This is a genomic window from Photorhabdus laumondii subsp. laumondii, from assembly GCF_003343245.1.
GTDB classification, from domain to species: domain Bacteria; phylum Pseudomonadota; class Gammaproteobacteria; order Enterobacterales; family Enterobacteriaceae; genus Photorhabdus; species Photorhabdus laumondii.
Map to the genome: position 1 here is coordinate 3965669 of NZ_CP024901.1, position 19171 is coordinate 3984839.

The 19171-nt window shown below is 40.9% G+C and carries 18 protein-coding genes; 2 read left to right on the forward strand and 16 right to left on the reverse strand.

Annotation, left to right across the window (positions count from 1 at the left end; all coding sequences use genetic code 11):
- Nucleotides 1-106: 106 nt before the first annotated feature.
- The 9 genes from recO to rpoE form a co-directional block, all read right to left on the reverse strand.
- Nucleotides 107-832, reverse strand: coding sequence for a DNA repair protein RecO (gene recO, locus PluTT01m_RS17220; RefSeq protein ID WP_011147526.1), 726 nt, complete (start codon nucleotides 830-832; stop codon nucleotides 107-109).
- A gap of 11 nt (nucleotides 833-843) precedes the next feature.
- The gene (gene era / locus PluTT01m_RS17225; protein ID WP_011147527.1) at nucleotides 844-1752 is read right to left on the reverse strand and encodes a GTPase Era; all 909 of its coding nucleotides are present in this window, start codon (nucleotides 1750-1752) and stop codon (nucleotides 844-846) included.
- Entirely contained in the window at nucleotides 1749-2429 is a 681-nt protein-coding gene (gene rnc / locus PluTT01m_RS17230; protein WP_011147528.1) for a ribonuclease III, read from the reverse strand. Before rnc ends, era begins: the two co-directional genes overlap by 4 nt.
- A gap of 174 nt (nucleotides 2430-2603) precedes the next feature.
- On the reverse strand, nucleotides 2604-3584 hold the full coding sequence (lepB, locus tag PluTT01m_RS17235) for a signal peptidase I (protein WP_011147529.1): 981 nt from the start codon (nucleotides 3582-3584) through the stop codon (nucleotides 2604-2606).
- Between the two features lie 20 nt (nucleotides 3585-3604).
- A complete protein-coding gene (gene lepA / locus PluTT01m_RS17240; RefSeq protein ID WP_011147530.1) occupies nucleotides 3605-5401 on the reverse strand; it encodes a translation elongation factor 4 in 1797 nt (598 codons plus the stop codon).
- 193 nt (nucleotides 5402-5594) lie between these two features.
- Nucleotides 5595-6059 (reverse strand): SoxR-reducing system protein RseC, encoded by a 465-nt coding sequence (gene rseC, locus PluTT01m_RS17245; RefSeq protein WP_011147531.1) that lies wholly within the window; start codon nucleotides 6057-6059, stop codon nucleotides 5595-5597.
- Nucleotides 6059-7015 carry a sigma-E factor regulatory protein RseB gene (rseB, locus tag PluTT01m_RS17250; protein WP_011147532.1) on the reverse strand — a complete coding sequence of 319 codons (957 nt, stop codon included), beginning with the start codon at nucleotides 7013-7015 and terminating at the stop codon, nucleotides 6059-6061. Before rseB ends, rseC begins: the two co-directional genes overlap by 1 nt.
- Nucleotides 7016-7020: 5 nt before the next feature.
- Nucleotides 7021-7671 carry an anti-sigma-E factor RseA gene (gene rseA / locus PluTT01m_RS17255; protein WP_011147533.1) on the reverse strand — a complete coding sequence of 217 codons (651 nt, stop codon included), beginning with the start codon at nucleotides 7669-7671 and terminating at the stop codon, nucleotides 7021-7023.
- Nucleotides 7672-7710: 39 nt separating this feature from the next.
- Nucleotides 7711-8280, reverse strand: a complete 570-nt coding sequence (gene rpoE, locus PluTT01m_RS17260; RefSeq protein WP_011147534.1) for an RNA polymerase sigma factor RpoE — start codon at nucleotides 8278-8280, stop codon at nucleotides 7711-7713.
- Nucleotides 8281-8483: 203 nt separating this feature from the next.
- Between rpoE and nadB the strand changes: the two genes are divergently transcribed.
- Nucleotides 8484-10088 (forward strand): L-aspartate oxidase, encoded by a 1605-nt coding sequence (gene nadB, locus PluTT01m_RS17265; RefSeq protein WP_011147535.1) that lies wholly within the window; start codon nucleotides 8484-8486, stop codon nucleotides 10086-10088.
- Between the two features lie 67 nt (nucleotides 10089-10155).
- Here nadB and trmN read toward each other — a convergent pair whose 3' ends face one another.
- On the reverse strand, nucleotides 10156-10890 hold the full coding sequence (gene trmN, locus PluTT01m_RS17270) for a tRNA(1)(Val) (adenine(37)-N(6))-methyltransferase TrmN (protein ID WP_011147536.1): 735 nt from the start codon (nucleotides 10888-10890) through the stop codon (nucleotides 10156-10158).
- 282 nt (nucleotides 10891-11172) lie between these two features.
- Between trmN and srmB the strand changes: the two genes are divergently transcribed.
- Nucleotides 11173-12510, forward strand: a complete 1338-nt coding sequence (gene srmB / locus PluTT01m_RS17275) for an ATP-dependent RNA helicase SrmB (protein ID WP_011147537.1) — start codon at nucleotides 11173-11175, stop codon at nucleotides 12508-12510.
- 170 nt (nucleotides 12511-12680) lie between these two features.
- Here srmB and PluTT01m_RS17280 read toward each other — a convergent pair whose 3' ends face one another.
- The 6 genes from PluTT01m_RS17280 to PluTT01m_RS17305 form a co-directional block, all read right to left on the reverse strand.
- Nucleotides 12681-13199, reverse strand: coding sequence for a DUF6622 family protein (locus PluTT01m_RS17280; RefSeq protein WP_011147538.1), 519 nt, complete (start codon nucleotides 13197-13199; stop codon nucleotides 12681-12683).
- Between the two features lie 557 nt (nucleotides 13200-13756).
- Nucleotides 13757-14971 carry an HlyD family secretion protein gene (locus tag PluTT01m_RS17285; protein ID WP_011147539.1) on the reverse strand — a complete coding sequence of 405 codons (1215 nt, stop codon included), beginning with the start codon at nucleotides 14969-14971 and terminating at the stop codon, nucleotides 13757-13759.
- Nucleotides 14964-15551: an ATP-binding cassette domain-containing protein gene (locus PluTT01m_RS17290; RefSeq protein ID WP_049789788.1), complete on the reverse strand. Its 588-nt coding sequence runs from the start codon at nucleotides 15549-15551 to the stop codon at nucleotides 14964-14966. The genes PluTT01m_RS17285 and PluTT01m_RS17290 overlap by 8 nt, the downstream gene beginning before the upstream one ends.
- 6 nt (nucleotides 15552-15557) lie before the next feature.
- Nucleotides 15558-16583, reverse strand: coding sequence for an IS630-like element ISPlu19 family transposase (locus PluTT01m_RS17295; RefSeq protein ID WP_011144720.1), 1026 nt, complete (start codon nucleotides 16581-16583; stop codon nucleotides 15558-15560).
- A 49-nt stretch (nucleotides 16584-16632) separates the two neighbouring features.
- On the reverse strand, nucleotides 16633-17727 hold the full coding sequence (locus PluTT01m_RS17300; protein WP_041381021.1) for an ABC transporter transmembrane domain-containing protein: 1095 nt from the start codon (nucleotides 17725-17727) through the stop codon (nucleotides 16633-16635).
- A 128-nt stretch (nucleotides 17728-17855) separates the two neighbouring features.
- A complete protein-coding gene (locus tag PluTT01m_RS17305) occupies nucleotides 17856-18602 on the reverse strand; it encodes a nucleotidyltransferase domain-containing protein (protein ID WP_011147540.1) in 747 nt (248 codons plus the stop codon).
- Nucleotides 18603-19171 lie beyond the last annotated feature (569 nt).

Below are 19171 nucleotides of genomic sequence, written 5' to 3' on the forward strand. Positions count from 1 at the left end.
AGGGATTCGCTCCCTTGCCGCCGCGATCCATCTTGAAATCCATAGGGTATAGTCATATTAGAATATGACAAGTTTACACTTTCCATCTTGAAGAGAAACAAATTCATTAGTTTTCTTTCTTTTCAGGCTGCTGACGTACAAACTGCCGAAATAATTCACGACTTTTTAAAGGCTTGCCACCTAGATAAGGTTTTAATGCAATACGCGTGAAACGCTTTGCTGCCTTTAATGTTGCAGAATCAGGGAATTCACGAGTTGCCAGTGATTTTAATTCGCGCCCGGTAAAACTGTAATGATCAACAACCAAGCTAGCAATAAATCCTTTTTCTTCTCTATAACGGTAGGTCATCGTGTCAGCGACAGGTTCACCACTGCCCGCACAATGCAGATAATCAACGCCATAACCAAGATTTGCCAGCAACGCCAGTTCAAACCGACGTAATGCATATTCCGGTGTATATTCACTGGCAGCAAGAATCTGCAAGCATTGGAGATAATCAAAGAATAAGGCGGGATAAGCCGTTCCCTGTTCAAGCACTCTTGACAACAATTCATTGATATATAAACCGCTATACAACACACTGCCGGTAAGAGGAAGGGCCAGAGAGATAGGATCTGCATCACGCAGCGTTTTAATTGCCCCCCGCCCGCTCCAACGAACCAGCAATGGGGTAAAGGGCTGCAAGCAGCCTTTCAAATTGGAACGACGGCCACGCGCACCTTTTGCCAACACGCTAATCCGCCCTTCATTTTCAGTAAACAGATCCAGTAACAGACTAGTTTCACTGTAAGGACGCCCATGAAGAACAAAAACACGTTGCCAACCGTCCACAGGAGGATGCCTTATTTCAAATCATCGACGTAACCCAAGCTACGTAACGCTCGCTCATCATCAGCCCAACCCGCTTTAACTTTAACCCACAGTTCTAAGTGGATTTTTGCATCAAACAGCCTTTCCATATCCTGACGAGCTTCAATACCAATGGTCTTGATTTTACTGCCTTTATTACCAATAACCATTTTCTTCTGGCCTTCACGCTCAACCAGAATCAAACCGTGGATGTTGTAACCACCGCGCTCATTCGCCACGAACTGCTCAATTTCAACCGTGACAGAATATGGCAATTCATCACCAAGAAAACGCATAAGCTTTTCTCGAATGATTTCAGAAGCCATAAACCGCTGAGAACGGTCAGTAATGTAATCTTCCGGGAAATGGTGAGCCGCTTTCGGTATATATCCGCGCACAATTTTGGCAATCGTATCAACATTCATGCCTTTTTCAGCGCTCATTGGAACAACATCAAGAAAACTCATCTGTTTACTGAGAAAACCAATATGTGGCAACAAGCTGGTTTTATCGGTCACGTTATCCACTTTATTGATAGCCAGCAAAACCGGACAACGTAGATTACGCAGTTTGTTCAGTACCATCTCGTCATCCGGGGTCCAATGAGTCCCTTCGACAACAAAAATAACCAACTCCACATCACCGATAGAACTGCTGGCGGCCCGGTTCATCAGCCGGTTAATCGCCCGTTTTTCTTCAATATGTAACCCTGGCGTATCCACATAAATAATCTGATACGCACCTTCTGTATGGATACCCATAATACGGTGACGAGTCGTCTGCGGTTTACGGGAAGTAATAGATACTTTTTGACCTAAAAGCTGATTTAGCAGCGTAGATTTCCCCACATTAGGCCGTCCAACTATTGCAACAAATCCGCAATAGGTTTCTTGTTCGCTCATTCAAGCTCCAGTTGTTTTAATGCTTGCTCAGCCGCTGCCTGTTCCGCTTTGCGACGGCTGGAGCCTGTTCCTTTAACCGGCTGTTCAATACCGCTCACTTGACAGTGAATAGTAAATTCTTGATCGTGAGCTTCACCACGAACCATAACAACCAGATATGATGGCAGAGGCAGATGATGCCCTTGCAAATATTCCTGTAAACGGGTTTTCGGATCTTTCTGTTTGTCGCCAGGGCTGATTTCATTCAGGCGGGTTTCGTACCAGCTCAGAATAATTCTTTCAATAGACTGAATATCGCTATCAAGGAAGATAGCACCAATCAGCGCTTCAACGGTATCAGCCAGTATCGATTCACGACGGTAACCCCCGCTTTTCAATTCTCCCGGCCCCAAACGAAGGCATTCACCTAGTTCAAATTCCCTTGCCAATTCAGCCAAGGTATTACCACGCACCAATGTGGCACGCATGCGGCTCATATCCCCCTCATCTACACGAGGAAAACGATGATACAACGCATTGGCAATAACAAAACTCAGGATTGAGTCACCAAGAAATTCCAGCCGCTCATTATGTTTACTGCTGGCACTACGATGAGTTAACGCTTGTATCAGCAAATCATACTGATCAAAAGTGTACCCCAGCTTACGCTGCAATCTGTTAATTACGATGGGATTCATGTGCTACCAATATCGGTCAGAATTCGTCAAATAAAAACGCACACGCAACAGACCTGTTACAGGAACCCCCGACAAAACTGTTGCGTTTGCACTGGCCCCTTATAGGAGCCAGTTTAAGTTTGAAAGGACATTCTACACTGCGAGTAAAATTAATGCTTCGCTAATATAAGAATATTAATTAATTCCACCAATACGGCTGAAGCGAACTCCGGTAGGCCATTCCCCTTCCTGTTTTTCAAAACTCATCCAAATAGCTGAAGCGCGACCGACCAGATTTTTCTCAGGAACAAAGCCCCATGCACGGCTATCAGCGCTATTATCACGGTTATCACCCATCATAAAATAGTGACCTTCGGGCACAATCCACATTCCCTCTGGCAAGCCAGGCTGACGGAAATTAGGTACCGATAGTACACCGGGAATCTCCAAAATATGATGGTTCACTGCGTCCAAATTCTCAATTCGTTCACCCTGCCGCATACTGTAAGGCGGCAATGTTTCTTCAACGGGGATTTGGAAAACACCTACCTTTCTCAAACTTTCACCTTTGGAGTCAACACCATATTGCTGCATTGTCCACTCACTTGGAAATAGTGAACCGTAAGAAACCGGTAATTCTCCCTGACAATTCCCTGTCTCACTGCAATTAGAAAAAATACGCAATTCTTTCTTTGCCGGATCATAAATAATTTTATCACCCGGTAAACCAACCACACGTTTGATGTAGTCAAAACTTGGATCCAACGGGTATTTAAATACAGCAACATCACCACGCTTTGGTTCGCCAGTCTTAATCAATGTTGTTTGAGTGATGGGATCTTTCAATCCGTATGAATATTTCTCTACCAGAATGAAATCACCAATCAATAAAGTTGGCATCATAGAACCCGATGGGATCTGAAAAGGCTCATAAACAAAAGAGCGCAGGATCAGAACCACGGCTAACACAGGAAAAATAGATGAACAGGTATCCACCCATGTTGGCTTGTTAATAGTCTCAGCCAGATGCTCCTGATCCATTGTACCCTCAGTCAGCTCCTGCAATCTGGCAAGTTTTTTCTTGCGCTCTGGTGCCCATTTGAAACGATCAATACACCAAATAATGCCGGTGACTAACGTTGCCAACGTTAGGATCAGGGCAAAAGTGTTAGCCATTTAGACTCCTTACAAGCTTATTAATTGTCTTTACCAACATGAAGAATGGCTAAGAAAGCTTCCTGTGGTAACTCAACGTTACCCACTTGTTTCATACGTTTCTTACCCTCTTTCTGTTTCTGCAATAGCTTTTTCTTACGGCTGACGTCACCACCATAACACTTCGCCAAGACGTTTTTACGTAATTGCTTCACTGTTGAGCGCGCAATAATATGATTACCAATCGCAGCCTGAATTGCGATATCGAACTGCTGACGAGGAATAAGTTCTTTCATCTTCTCCACCAGTTCCCGACCACGGTACTGTGCATTGCCACGGTGAGTAATCAATGCCAATGCATCAACTCGTTCAGCATTAATCAATACATCCACACGAACCATATCAGATGACTGGAAACGAGTGAAATTATAATCCAGCGAAGCATAACCGCGAGAGGTAGATTTCAATCGATCGAAGAAGTCCAAAACCACTTCCGCCATCGGTATTTCGTAAGTCAGTGCAACCTGTTTACCGTGGTAAACCATGTTGGTTTGCACCCCGCGCTTTTCAACACATAAGGTAATGACGTTCCCCAAATACTCCTGAGGTAACAGCATATGGCACTCAGCAATGGGTTCACGCAGCTCTTCAATATTATTCAGCGGCGGTAGTTTAGATGGGCTATCCACATAAAGAGTATCGTGGCTAGTTGTCTCCACTTCATACACAACCGTTGGGGCCGTTGTAATAAGGTCGAGATCATATTCACGTTCCAGACGTTCTTGAATAATCTCCATATGCAACAGACCAAGGAAACCGCAACGGAAACCAAAACCCAATGCAGAAGAACTTTCCGGCTCATAAAATAGCGAAGCGTCATTCAGACTCAATTTACCTAATGCGTCACGGAATGCTTCATAGTCATCAGAACTGACAGGGAACAGCCCTGCATAAACCTGTGGCTTCACTTTTTTAAAGCCCGGAAGTGGTTTTTCCGCAGGTTGACGGGCCAATGTCAAAGTATCCCCGACAGGCGCACCAAGAATGTCTTTAATTGCACAAACTAACCAGCCCACTTCGCCACAACCCAATACATCACGATCAACACGCTTAGGAGTGAAAATGCCAAGACGATCAGCGTTATATACCTGACCAGTACTCATCACCTTGATTTTATCACCCTTACGCAAGGTGCCGTTTTTAATCCGCACCAAGGAGACAACACCAAGGTAATTATCAAACCATGAGTCAATGATAAGAGCCTGTAATGGCTCATCAGAATTGCCTTCCGGTGCTGGAATCTCTTTAACCAAGCGCTCAATGACGTCTTGTACACCAACCCCCGTTTTAGCTGAACAGCGCACGGCATCAGTAGCATCAATACCGACAATATCTTCGATCTCTTCCGCTACGCGCTCAGGCTCTGCCGCTGGCAAATCGATTTTATTCAGCACAGGAACAACTTCTAGATTCATATCTAACGCGGTATAACAGTTAGCCAGCGTCTGGGCTTCCACTCCCTGTCCCGCATCAACCACCAGCAATGCCCCTTCGCAGGCCGCTAGTGAGCGGGAAACTTCATATGAGAAATCAACATGCCCCGGCGTATCGATAAAGTTTAATTGATAGAGTTGCCCATCATTCGCCTTGTAATCCAAGGTAACACTTTGAGCCTTAATGGTGATACCACGCTCACGCTCAAGATCCATAGAATCCAGCACTTGCTCTGCCATCTCACGATCTGTTAAGCCACCGCAAATTTGAATAATACGGTCAGATAACGTCGACTTACCGTGGTCAATGTGAGCAATAATGGAGAAATTTCGTATTTGCTTCATTATAAATATTTTTCTGCCTTGATATTTCTGAATCATTCGCCTATATGGACACACAGAGGGACATAAAGCGACGGTTTATTAGGTCGGCCACCGGCCTGAAAGGCTGTATTCTACATGCCAAATCTACGAAAACCTAGTCATGCCTGTGGCTTTAAGGTATGAATTGTTAGACGTCTGGATGATTAAAGTAGGTTTATTCCCGCTGCTGAATGTGAATGGCATCAGGAGGCAAGCCGATTTGCAAAACGACAGGTTGATATTCCTGCCGATTATCCCAGTAAGTGGCGACTCCGCGGGCAAAGAAGAACCCCAACGCGCCTCCTAAAACACCGCCACAAAACACCCACAATTGATTGGTTATCCATAACTGCAAAAGTGCACCACCAAGGAATAGCCCAATAAGCGGAGTCAGATAAACCAGCAACGCCGAACGCAGCAAACTCCCTTCAGGGATCCCCACTTCCACTTTTTGCCCCGGTTGCAGCGGTTGTAAAATCTCAAGTTCAAGCTGATGTATGCCATCAGACCCTAATTTATTGAGTAAATAAGAACCACACGTTGCTCGCGCCTGACAACTGCCACAACCAGAAGAGGAACCATAACGTAATAATGCCCGCCCCTGTTGCCAGTGAATTACTGTTGCCCACTCTTTAACCATCAGTCAGCTCCTATAAATGCGACACCAGCGGCAATACGCTTGGCAGTTGCCAATGGTAATTCACCAATAATTGTTACCTCATTTGCACCACGTATTGCACTATAAATCGTTCGGGCCCCACGACGGAGAGGATATTCCAACTTACCGGTTTTATCAGCATTAGTCACATTCACGGAAAAGCTAAATAAACCATCACTGAACATAACAGATTCAAGTGTGCCGCTATTTGGCAATTTACGACGGCTACGCGAAACCTCAACGAAACCAATCGGCAATTTACCCACCTTCCAATTAAATACAACCTTCTCTGATGGTGGAATGACCAGCATTGGCGGCATATTTAAGCGAGTAATCACACTCATTGCATCATTGATATCCCCATCAATGGTAGAAGAAACAACCCTAAATTGTTCAAGTGCCTCACTATCACGATCAAGTAAGTCAATACGTAATGGTAAATGAGTCTCTTCGTCGATCAGTAAAATATAATTATAACGCACTTCATCTTTGGAGGTGATGCGTACAACCCTACAGGGCCTATCACCGATATGGGTACGACCAACATCAATGAAATTGTAATATTTTTTCAACTGATTGAAGTCAGCAAAAATGACGGCCGGTAAATAATCAATAATATGATTACCGCTAAGACTGAAAGCATCCAATCCAGGTTCAAAATAACTGATCTCATTACCGCGCTGGACAACTTCCCTACGAGAGCCATCCATCTGCATAATCTGAGCAATTGGAATACCATTGATAATAGCGTGGCGATAACGAACCGAGACAATAGCCTGTGGGTTGAGATTAATAAAAGCAAGCTCGTAAGTTAGAGAGCGAGTGGCATTACCCATCTCCTGCAACAAAACCTCAGCACTGCTGAGCTGCGCCGAGGCTTGTAAAGGAGCAAACAGGCTGCCCGCCAGCAAACAGACGGAGAACCAAATACGTTTCATTACTGCTATTGTGTTCCTAAAGATTGCGTTCCGGGAACCGGAATAACAACCTGTGGTGAAATTCCCCGTTCATCATTTTGCTTAAAATGCACACGGCGATCGAGTTCATATTGTTGCAGCATAATATTAATACGTTTATTACGCTCCTGCATTTGAAGGCGTTGATCATTGCCAAATACATCATCACCGGAAGGCACTCCCAAACTCACCGGAGAAGCCGAACCCATCATTGGCAAGGTGTTAAATGCCGGCGTATCAGATTGATATTCAAGATCCTCTGCACTATGACTGTTGTACTGTTGTACACCTACCAATACGGCCAGCGAAACACAGGCAGCAACCGCCACTTGAGTCATTTGACTCACCCAAGGGCGAAGCTTTTGCCAGAATGGCATTTTTTGCCAAGTTTCTGGTTGAGGCTGAGATTCAGGAATATCCCCAAGGTTAGAATGAACAGGCTCTTTTTCAAGTGCAAATGCAACCCGGCTAGCAATATCCCTATGCAATACTTCCGTCACATCACCGCGCAATGTGTCACGGATCAAGTGGTAATTTTCCCAGTGTTTCTGCATAACAGAATCTTTAGACAAAATACTAACGACTTCACTATCAAGAGTTTCGCCATCCATCAGTGCGGAAAGTTTTTCTCTTTGCATGCCAAAGTACCCTTCAGTATTGTTCCACTATTTTTAATTTTAAATCAGTGGTTGAATGTTATCATCAATGGCTTCCCTTGCACGGAAGATGCGGGAACGCACCGTACCTACCGGGCAATTCATAATGGTAGCTATTTCTTCATAGCTTAACCCATCTAATTCCCTCAGCATTATTGCTATTCGCAAATCTTCGGGAAGAGATTCAATGGTACGGAAAACCACCTGCCTCAATTCTTCTGACAACATTAAATTCTCAGGGTTCGAAATTTCTTTTAATGCACTCGAAATTTCATAATTTTCTGCGTCACTGGCATCCAAATCACTGGATGGCGGACGGCGCCCTTGAGCGGTCAGATAATTCTTCGCAGTATTTACTGCAATACGATACAACCAAGTATAAAAAGCACTATCACCACGAAACGAAGCCAATGCCCGATAGGCCTTAATAAATGTTTCCTGAGCAACGTCAGGCACATCACCCTGCGGAACATAGCGGGATAAAAGACTCGCCACTTTATGCTGATATCTAACTACCAGTAGGTTAAACGCCTTTTGGTCACCTTTCTGCACTTGCTCGACCAGCATTTGATCCGTTAACTGCTCGCTCATCCGAGGTTAAATCTCCCGAAGAAAAGCTCCACATTGATATTTACTGAACCAACCATGATGTTCTATTCCTGAGCAAGCATAGCTTTGAGTAATAAAATTCTGCGAAGTTCAATTTTTGTCATCATTTTGTTGCAATCATAGCTTTGATCATATCTGATAGGCTAACATGATTTTTACCCATCTTCATTCATACATCATCAATTATGCAATCATTATCCTCTCAACATTACAGCGATGTACTTATTATTGGCAGCGGTGTCGCCGGTCTATCTCTGGCTTTACGGCTAGCCTCACAATATAAAATCACGGTATTAAGTAAGAGTATTCTTAGCGAAGGTGCATCCTATTATGCACAAGGGGGTATCGCCGCTGTATTTGATAAAACGGACAGTATCGCATCTCATGTTGAAGATACCCTTATCGCCGGAGCAGGGCTTTGCGATAAAAGTGCTGTTGAGTTTATCACCAGTAATGCCCGTCATTGCGTGCAATGGTTGGTTGATCACGGTGTTATGTTTGATACAGAAACCAGCGAAGATGGAGAAAAACAATACCATCTGACCCGTGAAGGTGGTCACAGCCATCGTCGTATTCTGCATCATGCTGATACAACCGGCAAAGAAGTAGAAACGACACTGGTTGATAAAGCGATGTCTCATCCGAATATCACAGTGAGAGAGCGCTGCAACGCAGTGGATTTAATTACGTCAAATAAAGCCCGGTTAGACGGTGAGAACCGAGTCGTCGGCGCTTATATCTGGAACCGTCAGCAAGAACAGGTGGAAACTTATCGCGCTAAGGTTGTGGTACTGGCAACAGGCGGTGCAGCTAAGGTCTATCAATATACGACAAATCCCGATATCTCATCCGGTGATGGCATTGCAATGGCATGGCGCGCAGGCTGCCGTATCGCCAATCTGGAATTTAACCAGTTTCACCCGACCTGCCTGTTCCATCCACAGGCGCGTACTTTCCTGTTGACAGAAGCCCTGCGAGGTGAAGGCGCATATCTGAAACGACCAGACGGCAGCCGCTTTATGCCCGATTTTGATGAACGCGCTGAACTAGCTCCTCGCGATATCGTAGCACGAGCAATTGACCATGAAATGAAACGCCTTGGTGCTGACTCCATGTTTCTGGATATCAGCCATAAACCAGCGGATTTCATTATCCAGCATTTTCCAATGATTTATGAAAAATTGCTGACACTGGGCTTTGATCTAACAAAAGAGCCGATTCCAATCGTTCCTGCCGCGCATTACACCTGCGGTGGTATTGTTGTCGATCATCAGGGACATACTGACCTCAACAACTTATATGCTATCGGTGAAGTCAGCTATACGGGTCTGCACGGTGCAAACCGTATGGCATCTAATTCTCTGCTGGAGTGTCTGGTGTATGGCTGGTCTGCTGCGGAGGATATCCAACAACAGATCGAAACAATAGAAGAAGTACCGCAACTCCCTTTCTGGGATGAGAGCCGGGTTGACAATTCAGATGAACAAGTTGTCATTCAGCACAACTGGCACGAATTACGTCTATTTATGTGGGATTACGTCGGCATTGTGCGTACAACCAAACGCTTAGAGCGAGCACTGCGCCGTATTAATATGCTGCAACAGGAAATTCACGATTATTACTCTAATTTCAGGATTTCTAACAATCTGCTGGAATTACGAAATCTGGTGCAAATCGCTGAATTAATCGTACGTTGTGCGCTAGAAAGAAAAGAGAGCCGAGGTCTGCACTTCACACTGGATTATCCCGATTTACTACCAGAATCAAAACCAACGATTTTGACACCCTGATTTTTGCTGGCAAAACTTCTATATAACCACGCTCCGGCGTGGTTCTTTCAATAATTCAATAAATGATTCAATAATAGAGATAGAAATCCGTCACCAATTGCTGAAATTCTTGCGTATATGCACCGTCTGGCTGACGAATAGTCAATTCACTGATTAAGCCAGTTTTTTCCTTACGGGAAAATGCCAATAACATCCGATGCAATGGCTTGCCTTGCCTATCGCGGATATTAACCCGATGATGGGAAAACCAACCCTGATGACATGCCATTGTTTCAAATTCCTCACCAATGGCATATGGCAATACCACACAAAACAGACCATCCGCTGTAATCAACGTCTCGGCGTATTGTAATAACTGCTGGTGAGTCATCGACCCCGTATAACGAGCCTGTTCCCTTGCCTCATTTCGACAAGCAACAGCCGGTTCAAAATAGGGGGGATTACTGACAATTAAGTCATAACATTGCGAATACTGTTCAGCGAAATCACCAATATCCTGCTGATAAACATCTATTTTTCTCTGCCACGGAGATTGTTCTGCATTATCTTGTGCCTGCAATGCGGCCTCTGTATCCAGTTCCACTGCATCAATTTTAGTATTTTCATCCGTACGCTGTGCTAGCATCAACGCAATAAGCCCACTGCCACAGCCAATATCTAAAATCGCTTTTTTGTCACTCACTGGAGTCCATGCTCCCAATAAAACGCCATCAGTCCCGACTTTCATCGCACACCGATCATGACCAACAAAAAATTGCTTGAAAGTAAATCCATCCCGGCGTAAAAGTCGTTTCTGTTTCAAATTAATAACCTGTATCTATTTAGCACAATAAATTTCGCCATAGGATAAGGGTTATTATGTTTCGATAAAAGCTATACCCGTTATCTTTCAAGTTGCCTCTTTGTTGGCTGCACTCGCTCACCCCGGTCACATCGTTACCTATGCTCCCGGGGATTCGCTCCCTTGCCGTCGCGATCCCTCTTGAAATCCATAGGGTATATCTACCTTAAATTGACCGCTTTAATATTAGATGAACAATACGCCCAACCTGTTTATAATCGGCGGCCTAAAAAGAGGTATATGATGACTGCAACAAACTTTTCTGAACTTGAGCTTGATGAACGCCTGCTTGACGCCCTGAATGATAAAGGTTATTCCCGCCCAACAGCAATTCAGGCTGCGGCTATTCCGGCAGCAATGGACGGGCGTGATGTACTAGGATCAGCGCCTACCGGTACCGGCAAAACTGCCGCTTACCTGCTGCCCGCTATGCAACATTTATTGGATTTTCCACGCAAGAAATCTGGACCACCACGTATTTTGATCCTGACGCCCACCCGTGAGCTAGCCATGCAAGTGGCAGATCAGGCAAAAGAATTCGCTGCACATACCCATTTGGATATCGCTACCATTACTGGCGGCGTAGCCTATATGAATCACGCTGAAATTTTCAGCGAAAATCAAGATATTGTCGTCGCCACTACAGGCCGTCTGCTGCAATATATCAAGGAAGAAAACTTTGATTGTCGGGCAGTTGAAACACTTATCCTTGATGAAGCCGATCGTATGCTGGATATGGGTTTTGCCAACGATATTGAAACCATCGCGGGTGAAACCCGTTGGCGCAAACAGACCATGCTGTTCTCTGCGACTCTGGAAGGGGAAGCCATTCGTGATTTTGCTGAACGTTTACTGGAAGATCCAGTTGAGATTGATGCAGAACCGTCACGTCGTGAGCGCAAAAAAATCCAGCAATTTTACTACCGTGCCGATAATTCGGCACACAAAACAGCCCTGCTTTGCCATTTACTAAAACAACCCGATGTCACTAAATCCATTATTTTTGTTCGCAAACGTGAACGTGTACACGAACTTGCGGATAAATTGCATCAAGCTGGCATTAAAGCCCGGTTTCTTGAAGGGGAAATGGTACAGGCTAAAAGGACGGAAGCAGTTAAGCTCCTGAACGATGGCAGTGTCACTGTTCTGGTTGCAACAGATGTCGCTGCCCGTGGATTGGATATTGATGATATCAGCCATGTTTTCAATTTCGATTTACCACGCACCGCCGATGTTTATCTACACCGTATTGGCCGGACAGCGCGTGCAGGTCGCAAAGGTACTGCAATTACCTTAGTGGAAGCGCATGATCATCCTTTATTAGGCAAAATCAGTCGCTATCTGAATGAACCACTAACGTCGCGAGTGGTTGATGAACTTCGCCCAACCACTAAAGCACCAAGTGACAAAGCCCGCAATAAGCCATCGAAAAAAGTATTGGCTAAACGTAAAGAGAAAAAGAAAGCGGAAGAATCGAAGAAAAAAGCCAAAATACGTCATCGAGATAGTAAAAATATCGGTAAACGCCGTAAACCTTCTGGTAATCCAAAACCAGAAACGCCAGTCAGTAGCGATGCGTAAATCTTTAAACGGGCCAATTGGCCCGTTAATTACAATATGCAGTTTCACATAGTAAGATTCTTCTGTGAGTAAATAGGCTCCAAGCAAACGCTTCTTTATTTCTTTAAATAATTCATCAGCTATTTTGCCATCCCGAGTTTTTGCAATCACACTATTTGGTTTCATAAACGCTATTTGTAGATGCTCTTGGTCCTGTTTCTGCACCAAGGAATAAAAAGATTTAACGTTCCGCCCCAGAAAATACCGTCAAGCACACCATTGCTAAAGCCAAAAAACAGATTGAAGTGTAACGAATGCAACAACGCAGGGTGAATACTTAACATGGCCGTAATAATAAACTTAACGATAAATGTGATAACAATCAGCGTCAGCGTTAACCAAGTACCAGGACGGATGATTAAATCACTGCCTGCTTTTTCACGTAATCTTGGTTGAGAACGCCACAGACCCCATCCTATTACAATCCCGACGAATAAACCCGCTGTCATCGTTATCAAGGCTAAATCTGAGAATGTGGTTTCATAAATGACGCTATATACTCCCCAGACCAGGAATACTATTGGTAGTAAGAAAAGGCGATCAATTCGCATTTCACGATCGTACAAGGCACTGATCCCGCGCCTGATGAGAAAAGCAAAAAGAATCCAAACCCATATTGGGGTATCTTTAATAATGGTGGTCAGTGACATGTTATTTATATGAACGTCCCGCTTGCAAGCAGCCTCCATCATTTTGACTCTGACAGATAGGTTACAGCTTTAAATCCGGCTTTTTTGCAGCCTTTTAAAGCTGCGAGCTCCTATATAATCCGCTGACTCACGCCTTATTTCTCCAACGAGCTTTAAGCTCAGAATAACATTCAGGTTTAGTGAGTCCCGATCTTACCTGTCGTTGTCATCACGCTGGCTGCCAGAGCAACCTTTCTGCATTCACCCTTTTGTTAAGAGTTAATATTTGTCTGTATCAGTGATTAATACGGTCTGACACTGACGTAATCTTTATCGTATTGTTGCCCATCAAGACGGTAGCTTATTAGTCGAATCCAAGATTTATATCCGTCATCTTTCAAGTTGCCTCTTTGTTGGCTGCACTCTCTCACCCCGGTCACATAGTTCTCTATGCTCCCGAGGATTCGCTCCCTTGCCGTCGCGATGCATCTTGAAATCTATTGAGTATATTCATACTAACACTAAAACACCTGTAAAAAATAACTTTTTCAACAATACCACATTAAGTAATAAGACTATTAAGCAACATATGGAAATACTATTTCATATATATATTCATACAAATTAACTTCATCCAAGATGATAAACGCCTTGATTGAATTACCAAACTCTAAATCAAAATCCCTTTTATCAACAATATTAATCACAATTTCAGCCGTACCGTTTTTTACGCCAAATATAGCCTCAACCTTCCCTTTTATTGCCCCATACTTGAGATAATCATAAGCATCCATTTTTAATTCTACGCTCTGTCCAATTTTAATCTTTCTAATGTATTTTTCACTAACAACTCCTTTTGCTATAAAGTGATTACCATCAGGATATATAGTAAAAACTAACTCGCCTTTTTTTACCTGCTTAGGCCTGATGCCATTAATATTATTAAACTCAACCTTACCATCAGCTTTTGCAATTCCTTCTATTCTCAACTTACCATTCTTTATATTCTCCATCCCTGTGTTTTTTACATTCAATTCTGAGACAAGAACGGAGAGTTCACCTCTTAACTGGTTAAGCTCCATATCTAACTCTTTATATTTGGTTGCTCCAATTATGTATCTACTCTGCTCATCATCTAAACTGTACTTTCTTTTCTCTAAGTCTAATATATCAGATTCAAGATTAATCAGGCCACGACGTGATGAGAACAATTCCATTTTATATTTAATAATATCTTTCTTAGATAAATAATTATTATTCTGATTTAACAATTTATCTACAAAATTCATCTGTTCTCTGTAGCTTTGACTAAAAAAATCATAGTCATCTCTATGGTCTTTCAAAATAGAGTCTATATTTTTTAACTCACTTTCATTTTTATTAAACTTAAAATCCTCATAATTTTTTTCAATCTTCATCCGCTCATAGACATTATCTATATACTTTTCCATCGCATTAATTTTCGTATTATCTCGTTTTATATTTTGCAATAAAATAGATTCAGCCTCCTCTAAATCTGGATTAATCGCATTATAAATAGAATCTCCTTTTTTAACCACATCACCATCACGAACATTATAATTTTTAATGTCTATATCCTTTTCTGCATAAAATAATACAGGCTCTGGTGCGGTTTTAATAAAAGCATTTTCTAAAACAACTCGCCTCTTTATAGTCACAACAAAAGATAAAGCAAAACATATAATCAGCAAAAAAACTGTTATACTTATAATTAATTTATATTCTTTATGCAGTTCTGACTTAACTTCATTATTAGAGTTTAATTTATTCATTAAAAGCCTCTAGTTTGAAGAAATCATAGTCCTTTTCACTTTTCAACTCTAACACTTCATGATTTTCACAATCGATAGTAAAATCATGAGCGACATAGAATATAATACAACCTTCTTTTTCTGAAATTAATTTACTTACGACTTTAGCATTTTCATTATCAATTCCTCTAAATATTTCATCAAATATCAATACCGATTTATCTGACAGATAACCTCGTAAAAAGAGTAATACTTGTCTTTGTCCTTCAGAAAAAGGGTTAACCTTATCACTAATAACGGTATCTAGTTTTTCAGGCAAGCTATCTATTGTCTGCCATAAATTTAATTTTTTAAGCATACTCTCAACTTTATTCCTATCAACGTCTCTTCCTAATGTAATATTTTCAATAATACTTGTAGTAAAGAGTATATCTTGTGGGAAGTATGCAGAGCATTGATTTATATGAATTTCAGGCTTAATAGTTTTATCAGAAACATAAAAATTCACAGATCCATTTACAGGTGGAATCAAACCAATCAAAGTCTTACATAAAGTTGTCTTACCAATACCATTCTGTCCTATTATTTTATATATACCCAAGAAACTTCAAGATGCAGTTTTTAGCACCTGAAAATGGTCGTTAATTCTAGACATCAGCGAGTCCGCTATATCCGGTAGCGTTGTGGTGAAAAATTTGAAGACGTTGTCTCGAAATTCATGTTTATCCGCAAAATAACGGTTATTTCGAACCTGTTCATTCATGACCTTCCATAATCGCTCTATTGGGTTTAAATTTGGGCTATAGGGAGGAAGGTAATGTAACTCAATATTGCTAACATAAGCCCACTCCTTAACAAGATGAGCTTTGTTGTAACCCGCCCCATCCACAATAAGATGAATTTTTTGATGATAGTCAGGATAAGACTTTCTTATTTCATTGAAAAAACAGCAAATGTTGTAGTCATTGATGGTTTGATATTCCTGGAACACCGTACGACCAATGGCATTCAGGTTGAGCGCGCCCAATATATTCAGGCGAGTCCGGCTTCCTGTTGTTTTTACTGTTTTTTTCTCGCCTTTTCGCATCCAGCCATAACCGAGTTTGGTGCCTTGAGTCGGGTGAACAGCATCAAGAAAAAGGATGGGTTCGTCTTTCGCTGTGACTTTAAGATTCTCATAATATTCAATAAATTGTCGCTGTTTTTCTGCGTCGAATTTATGAGGGACGCCACAAGGTTTTTTATAAGAAAAACCCTGACGGTGTAGCCATTTATTCATGCCGGGAATGCTAAAGGTAATATTCCAGAGCTGAGCAACATAGGCCACGATTTCATGGGTGTGATGGAAAAGATGTTGAGATAAGTGATTGATTAAAAAATCAGTTTGTTCTTGAGAAAGCAAACTATCAGACCCCCCATTATCAGATTTAAGTTTACCTTGATTAAGGTAATCGCTGATATGACGGTTAACGGTCATTTCATGAAGACGCAGGGCCTGAGCGATCATCACTGAACTCCAGCCTTCAGAGGCCAGCAGGACCGCTTTGATGCGATCACACTCCCTCTTATCACGGCAGGTGTGATGGAGATGTTCAAGTTCGGCTTTTTGTTCATCGGTAATGAATATTTTCATAGCGAGGATAATGATCTCCATTTCGGATAAAATCAAGCATCTTCAATGATTACGGGTATATCTTATTACTTTGAAAGGTAAAATCCGGAATTTTACAGACGATATTTCCATTAGTACCAATATGAAGATTCCTCACTGTAATTTCGTCTACACTAACAATATTATCATCTAATTCAGTATTCAATAAACTCTCATCTACAACATTATTCCCCATGAATTCTTTATACCTTTCAAGAGTAATGCTTGATCTTTTCAACTCCATAAAAGAAACTAAAATTTGCATTGTATGTTTTAGAGACATTTCTGTAAAAGCAATTAATGTCAACATTATACCTAGTGAAAAACTACTATATCTAATAATGCTAATAACCATGACACATCTAATAACAGTACCAATGATTGTGTTAACTGTTAGCGTTTTACTTTTCACACCAGCAACAAGTAATGCAACATTTTTCTCCCTATTCAAAAAATCATTCATCCTGTCAACACATCTATTCAGAATCCTGTTTCGATAGTTATTGCCTCGTATCGTTTCCCTTCCTCCAATAATATCATCCATAATTGAAAGAAAATTTGATTTTATTTTAAAACGCTGCTCTTCTAAAATAATCATTTTCTTGACAGACAAAAAATAGACAATCACCAGCATAATCATTCCTAAGATCAAAAAGCTGACAACTAGAGGACTAACATATAGCACTATGATTGATAATATTAAAATCGTAATAAGCTTAACAACAATATCTATTAGCAGAGTCAAATAATACTTTTTAATATTTTGAGCATCATAAATCCTTTGAATCAATCCACCTTTATTATAATCATTCAATATAGATAATCTTGTAGTAATCAAAGCAAGTAAATATTTATCTAAATAATAATAGTCCAAATATTTTTCCAGTGATGCTCTAAAGCGAGCAGTCAAATAAGTTAGTATCATATTGAATGATTCATATAATAGATAGGATATCATAAAGATAAATAAAAAACGCAAGTCACCTGATGGTATAACCGCGTCAATCAGATACTGCATAAAAAATGCAGCAAAAGAACTAATGACACTTAATAGTAAAGAGTATAGTAATAAAGATTTTATATAACCTGTCGCAAAGTTATCCTTCAATGCCACATCCATTTTCATGCTAAATTCCTGGATAATATTAATATAATTTACAACAATGAAATAACCGTGGATTCAGCAACAAGTTAGTTCATTACCCAATTAGAAAACCTAATTAAAATACATATAGCACTATTTTGGAATATTATTTAGTTATCAACCACATTCAGTATGTTCATAATGCCCTGACTCACAAAATTTTCATCAGAATTTGTTTCACCACCAAGAAGCATAATAACCTCTCTATAAAGAAAATCTATTTCCTTAATTCTTGTTTCTATATGATTAGGACTCATTGCCAGTGAGAAATGCTCAGCAAAACTTTCATCAATATCTTTGAGCTGGCTAATCATTTTGCGAAAACCTTGCAGCCCCCAATGACGATGAAGTCTGATATAAGAATCTGCAATATTGAGCAAAAACTTAGAACATGCAAATTCGAAAAATCCAAGGTCATATTTCACTTGATGTACCTTCCGGTATAGGCTTTCAATTAGCAATGCACTTTTCCTTCTATTTTCTATAGAAAATGTTTCTACAATAGGTGACTCGACTATAGAATAGGTTTTTAGTTTCAATTCTCTTGCTATATTTTTATTATCAAAAATAATCTCTGAATCCAACATATGCTTTATTGTTGGTCCATGCTTATGAGATAAAAGTTTTACTAAAGATTTTTCTGCCATATACCGAAGTTCAAATTCTACTTCACGATAGACTACCTTCTTTCTAAATAAATCAATTTTACTTCCATGTATAATAAGCAAGTCAATATCACTGCTTCCATTTTTATATTTACCTGTAAAATATGATCCATATCCAAGAATAGCTAAGACTTTTTCTTCTCTCTTTATTTTTTCTACAATTTCTTTTAAGCATTCTTTAATGTCGTCCATACTACCTCGCTTAGAATATCTGTCACGAAAAATATAAAAATCATTCACTGGAAACTACAGCATATTTCACATCAAAACATTTCAACTATTTTAACTCGATTTCATTCAGGTGAAATCGAACATCGTTGGGTTTGTTCATATACTCTGATAATGGTAAGTTACTCTTTATTGTATTTCGTAATTGATCTAGCTTCTTAATATAATTTAATCTCGTTTCTGATTGGAATCCAGTAATAGACGATGTGGTAAGGGAGCTTTCTCTTTCTATCTTTACATAGAGGGGACGGTTAATATTCCTGACCTTTACACAATGAATAGCCCTAAGTAAAAAATCATCATCAGCAGCAATTCTAGTTGTACCATCAAAACCACCAAGGGTACGAAATATACTAAATCTAATTAACTGAGTAGGTTGAAAACTCAGATACTTCTTACCAAGTTGATGTGCAATATAAGGGATTCTATAAAACTTCTTAATGCGAAATGAGTTAACCGTATGGAAATTTTGGTAGAAATCTATATATGAAGTACCTAATATATCAATATGACTATTTTTGTTCATCAGATTA

What these genes read in the sequence shown, in the direction of transcription:
- PluTT01m_RS17295 (WP_011144720.1), bottom strand. Translation starts at nt 16,583, where the DNA reads ATGAAAATATTCATTACCGATGAACAAAAAGCCGAACTTGAACATCTC.
- PluTT01m_RS17285 (WP_011147539.1), bottom strand. Translation starts at nt 14,971, where the DNA reads ATGAATAAATTAAACTCTAATAATGAAGTTAAGTCAGAACTGCATAAA.
- srmB (WP_011147537.1), top strand. Translation starts at nt 11,173, where the DNA reads ATGACTGCAACAAACTTTTCTGAACTTGAGCTTGATGAACGCCTGCTT.
- PluTT01m_RS17280 (WP_011147538.1), bottom strand. Translation starts at nt 13,199, where the DNA reads ATGTCACTGACCACCATTATTAAAGATACCCCAATATGGGTTTGGATT.
- era (WP_011147527.1), bottom strand. Translation starts at nt 1,752, where the DNA reads ATGAGCGAACAAGAAACCTATTGCGGATTTGTTGCAATAGTTGGACGG.
- rseC (WP_011147531.1), bottom strand. Translation starts at nt 6,059, where the DNA reads ATGGTTAAAGAGTGGGCAACAGTAATTCACTGGCAACAGGGGCGGGCA.
- rseA (WP_011147533.1), bottom strand. Translation starts at nt 7,671, where the DNA reads ATGCAAAGAGAAAAACTTTCCGCACTGATGGATGGCGAAACTCTTGAT.
- nadB (WP_011147535.1), top strand. Translation starts at nt 8,484, where the DNA reads ATGCAATCATTATCCTCTCAACATTACAGCGATGTACTTATTATTGGC.
- rseB (WP_011147532.1), bottom strand. Translation starts at nt 7,015, where the DNA reads ATGAAACGTATTTGGTTCTCCGTCTGTTTGCTGGCGGGCAGCCTGTTT.
- lepA (WP_011147530.1), bottom strand. Translation starts at nt 5,401, where the DNA reads ATGAAGCAAATACGAAATTTCTCCATTATTGCTCACATTGACCACGGT.
- rpoE (WP_011147534.1), bottom strand. Translation starts at nt 8,280, where the DNA reads ATGAGCGAGCAGTTAACGGATCAAATGCTGGTCGAGCAAGTGCAGAAA.
- rnc (WP_011147528.1), bottom strand. Translation starts at nt 2,429, where the DNA reads ATGAATCCCATCGTAATTAACAGATTGCAGCGTAAGCTGGGGTACACT.
- PluTT01m_RS17305 (WP_011147540.1), bottom strand. Translation starts at nt 18,602, where the DNA reads ATGGACGACATTAAAGAATGCTTAAAAGAAATTGTAGAAAAAATAAAG.
- lepB (WP_011147529.1), bottom strand. Translation starts at nt 3,584, where the DNA reads ATGGCTAACACTTTTGCCCTGATCCTAACGTTGGCAACGTTAGTCACC.
- PluTT01m_RS17300 (WP_041381021.1), bottom strand. Translation starts at nt 17,727, where the DNA reads ATGAAAATGGATGTGGCATTGAAGGATAACTTTGCGACAGGTTATATA.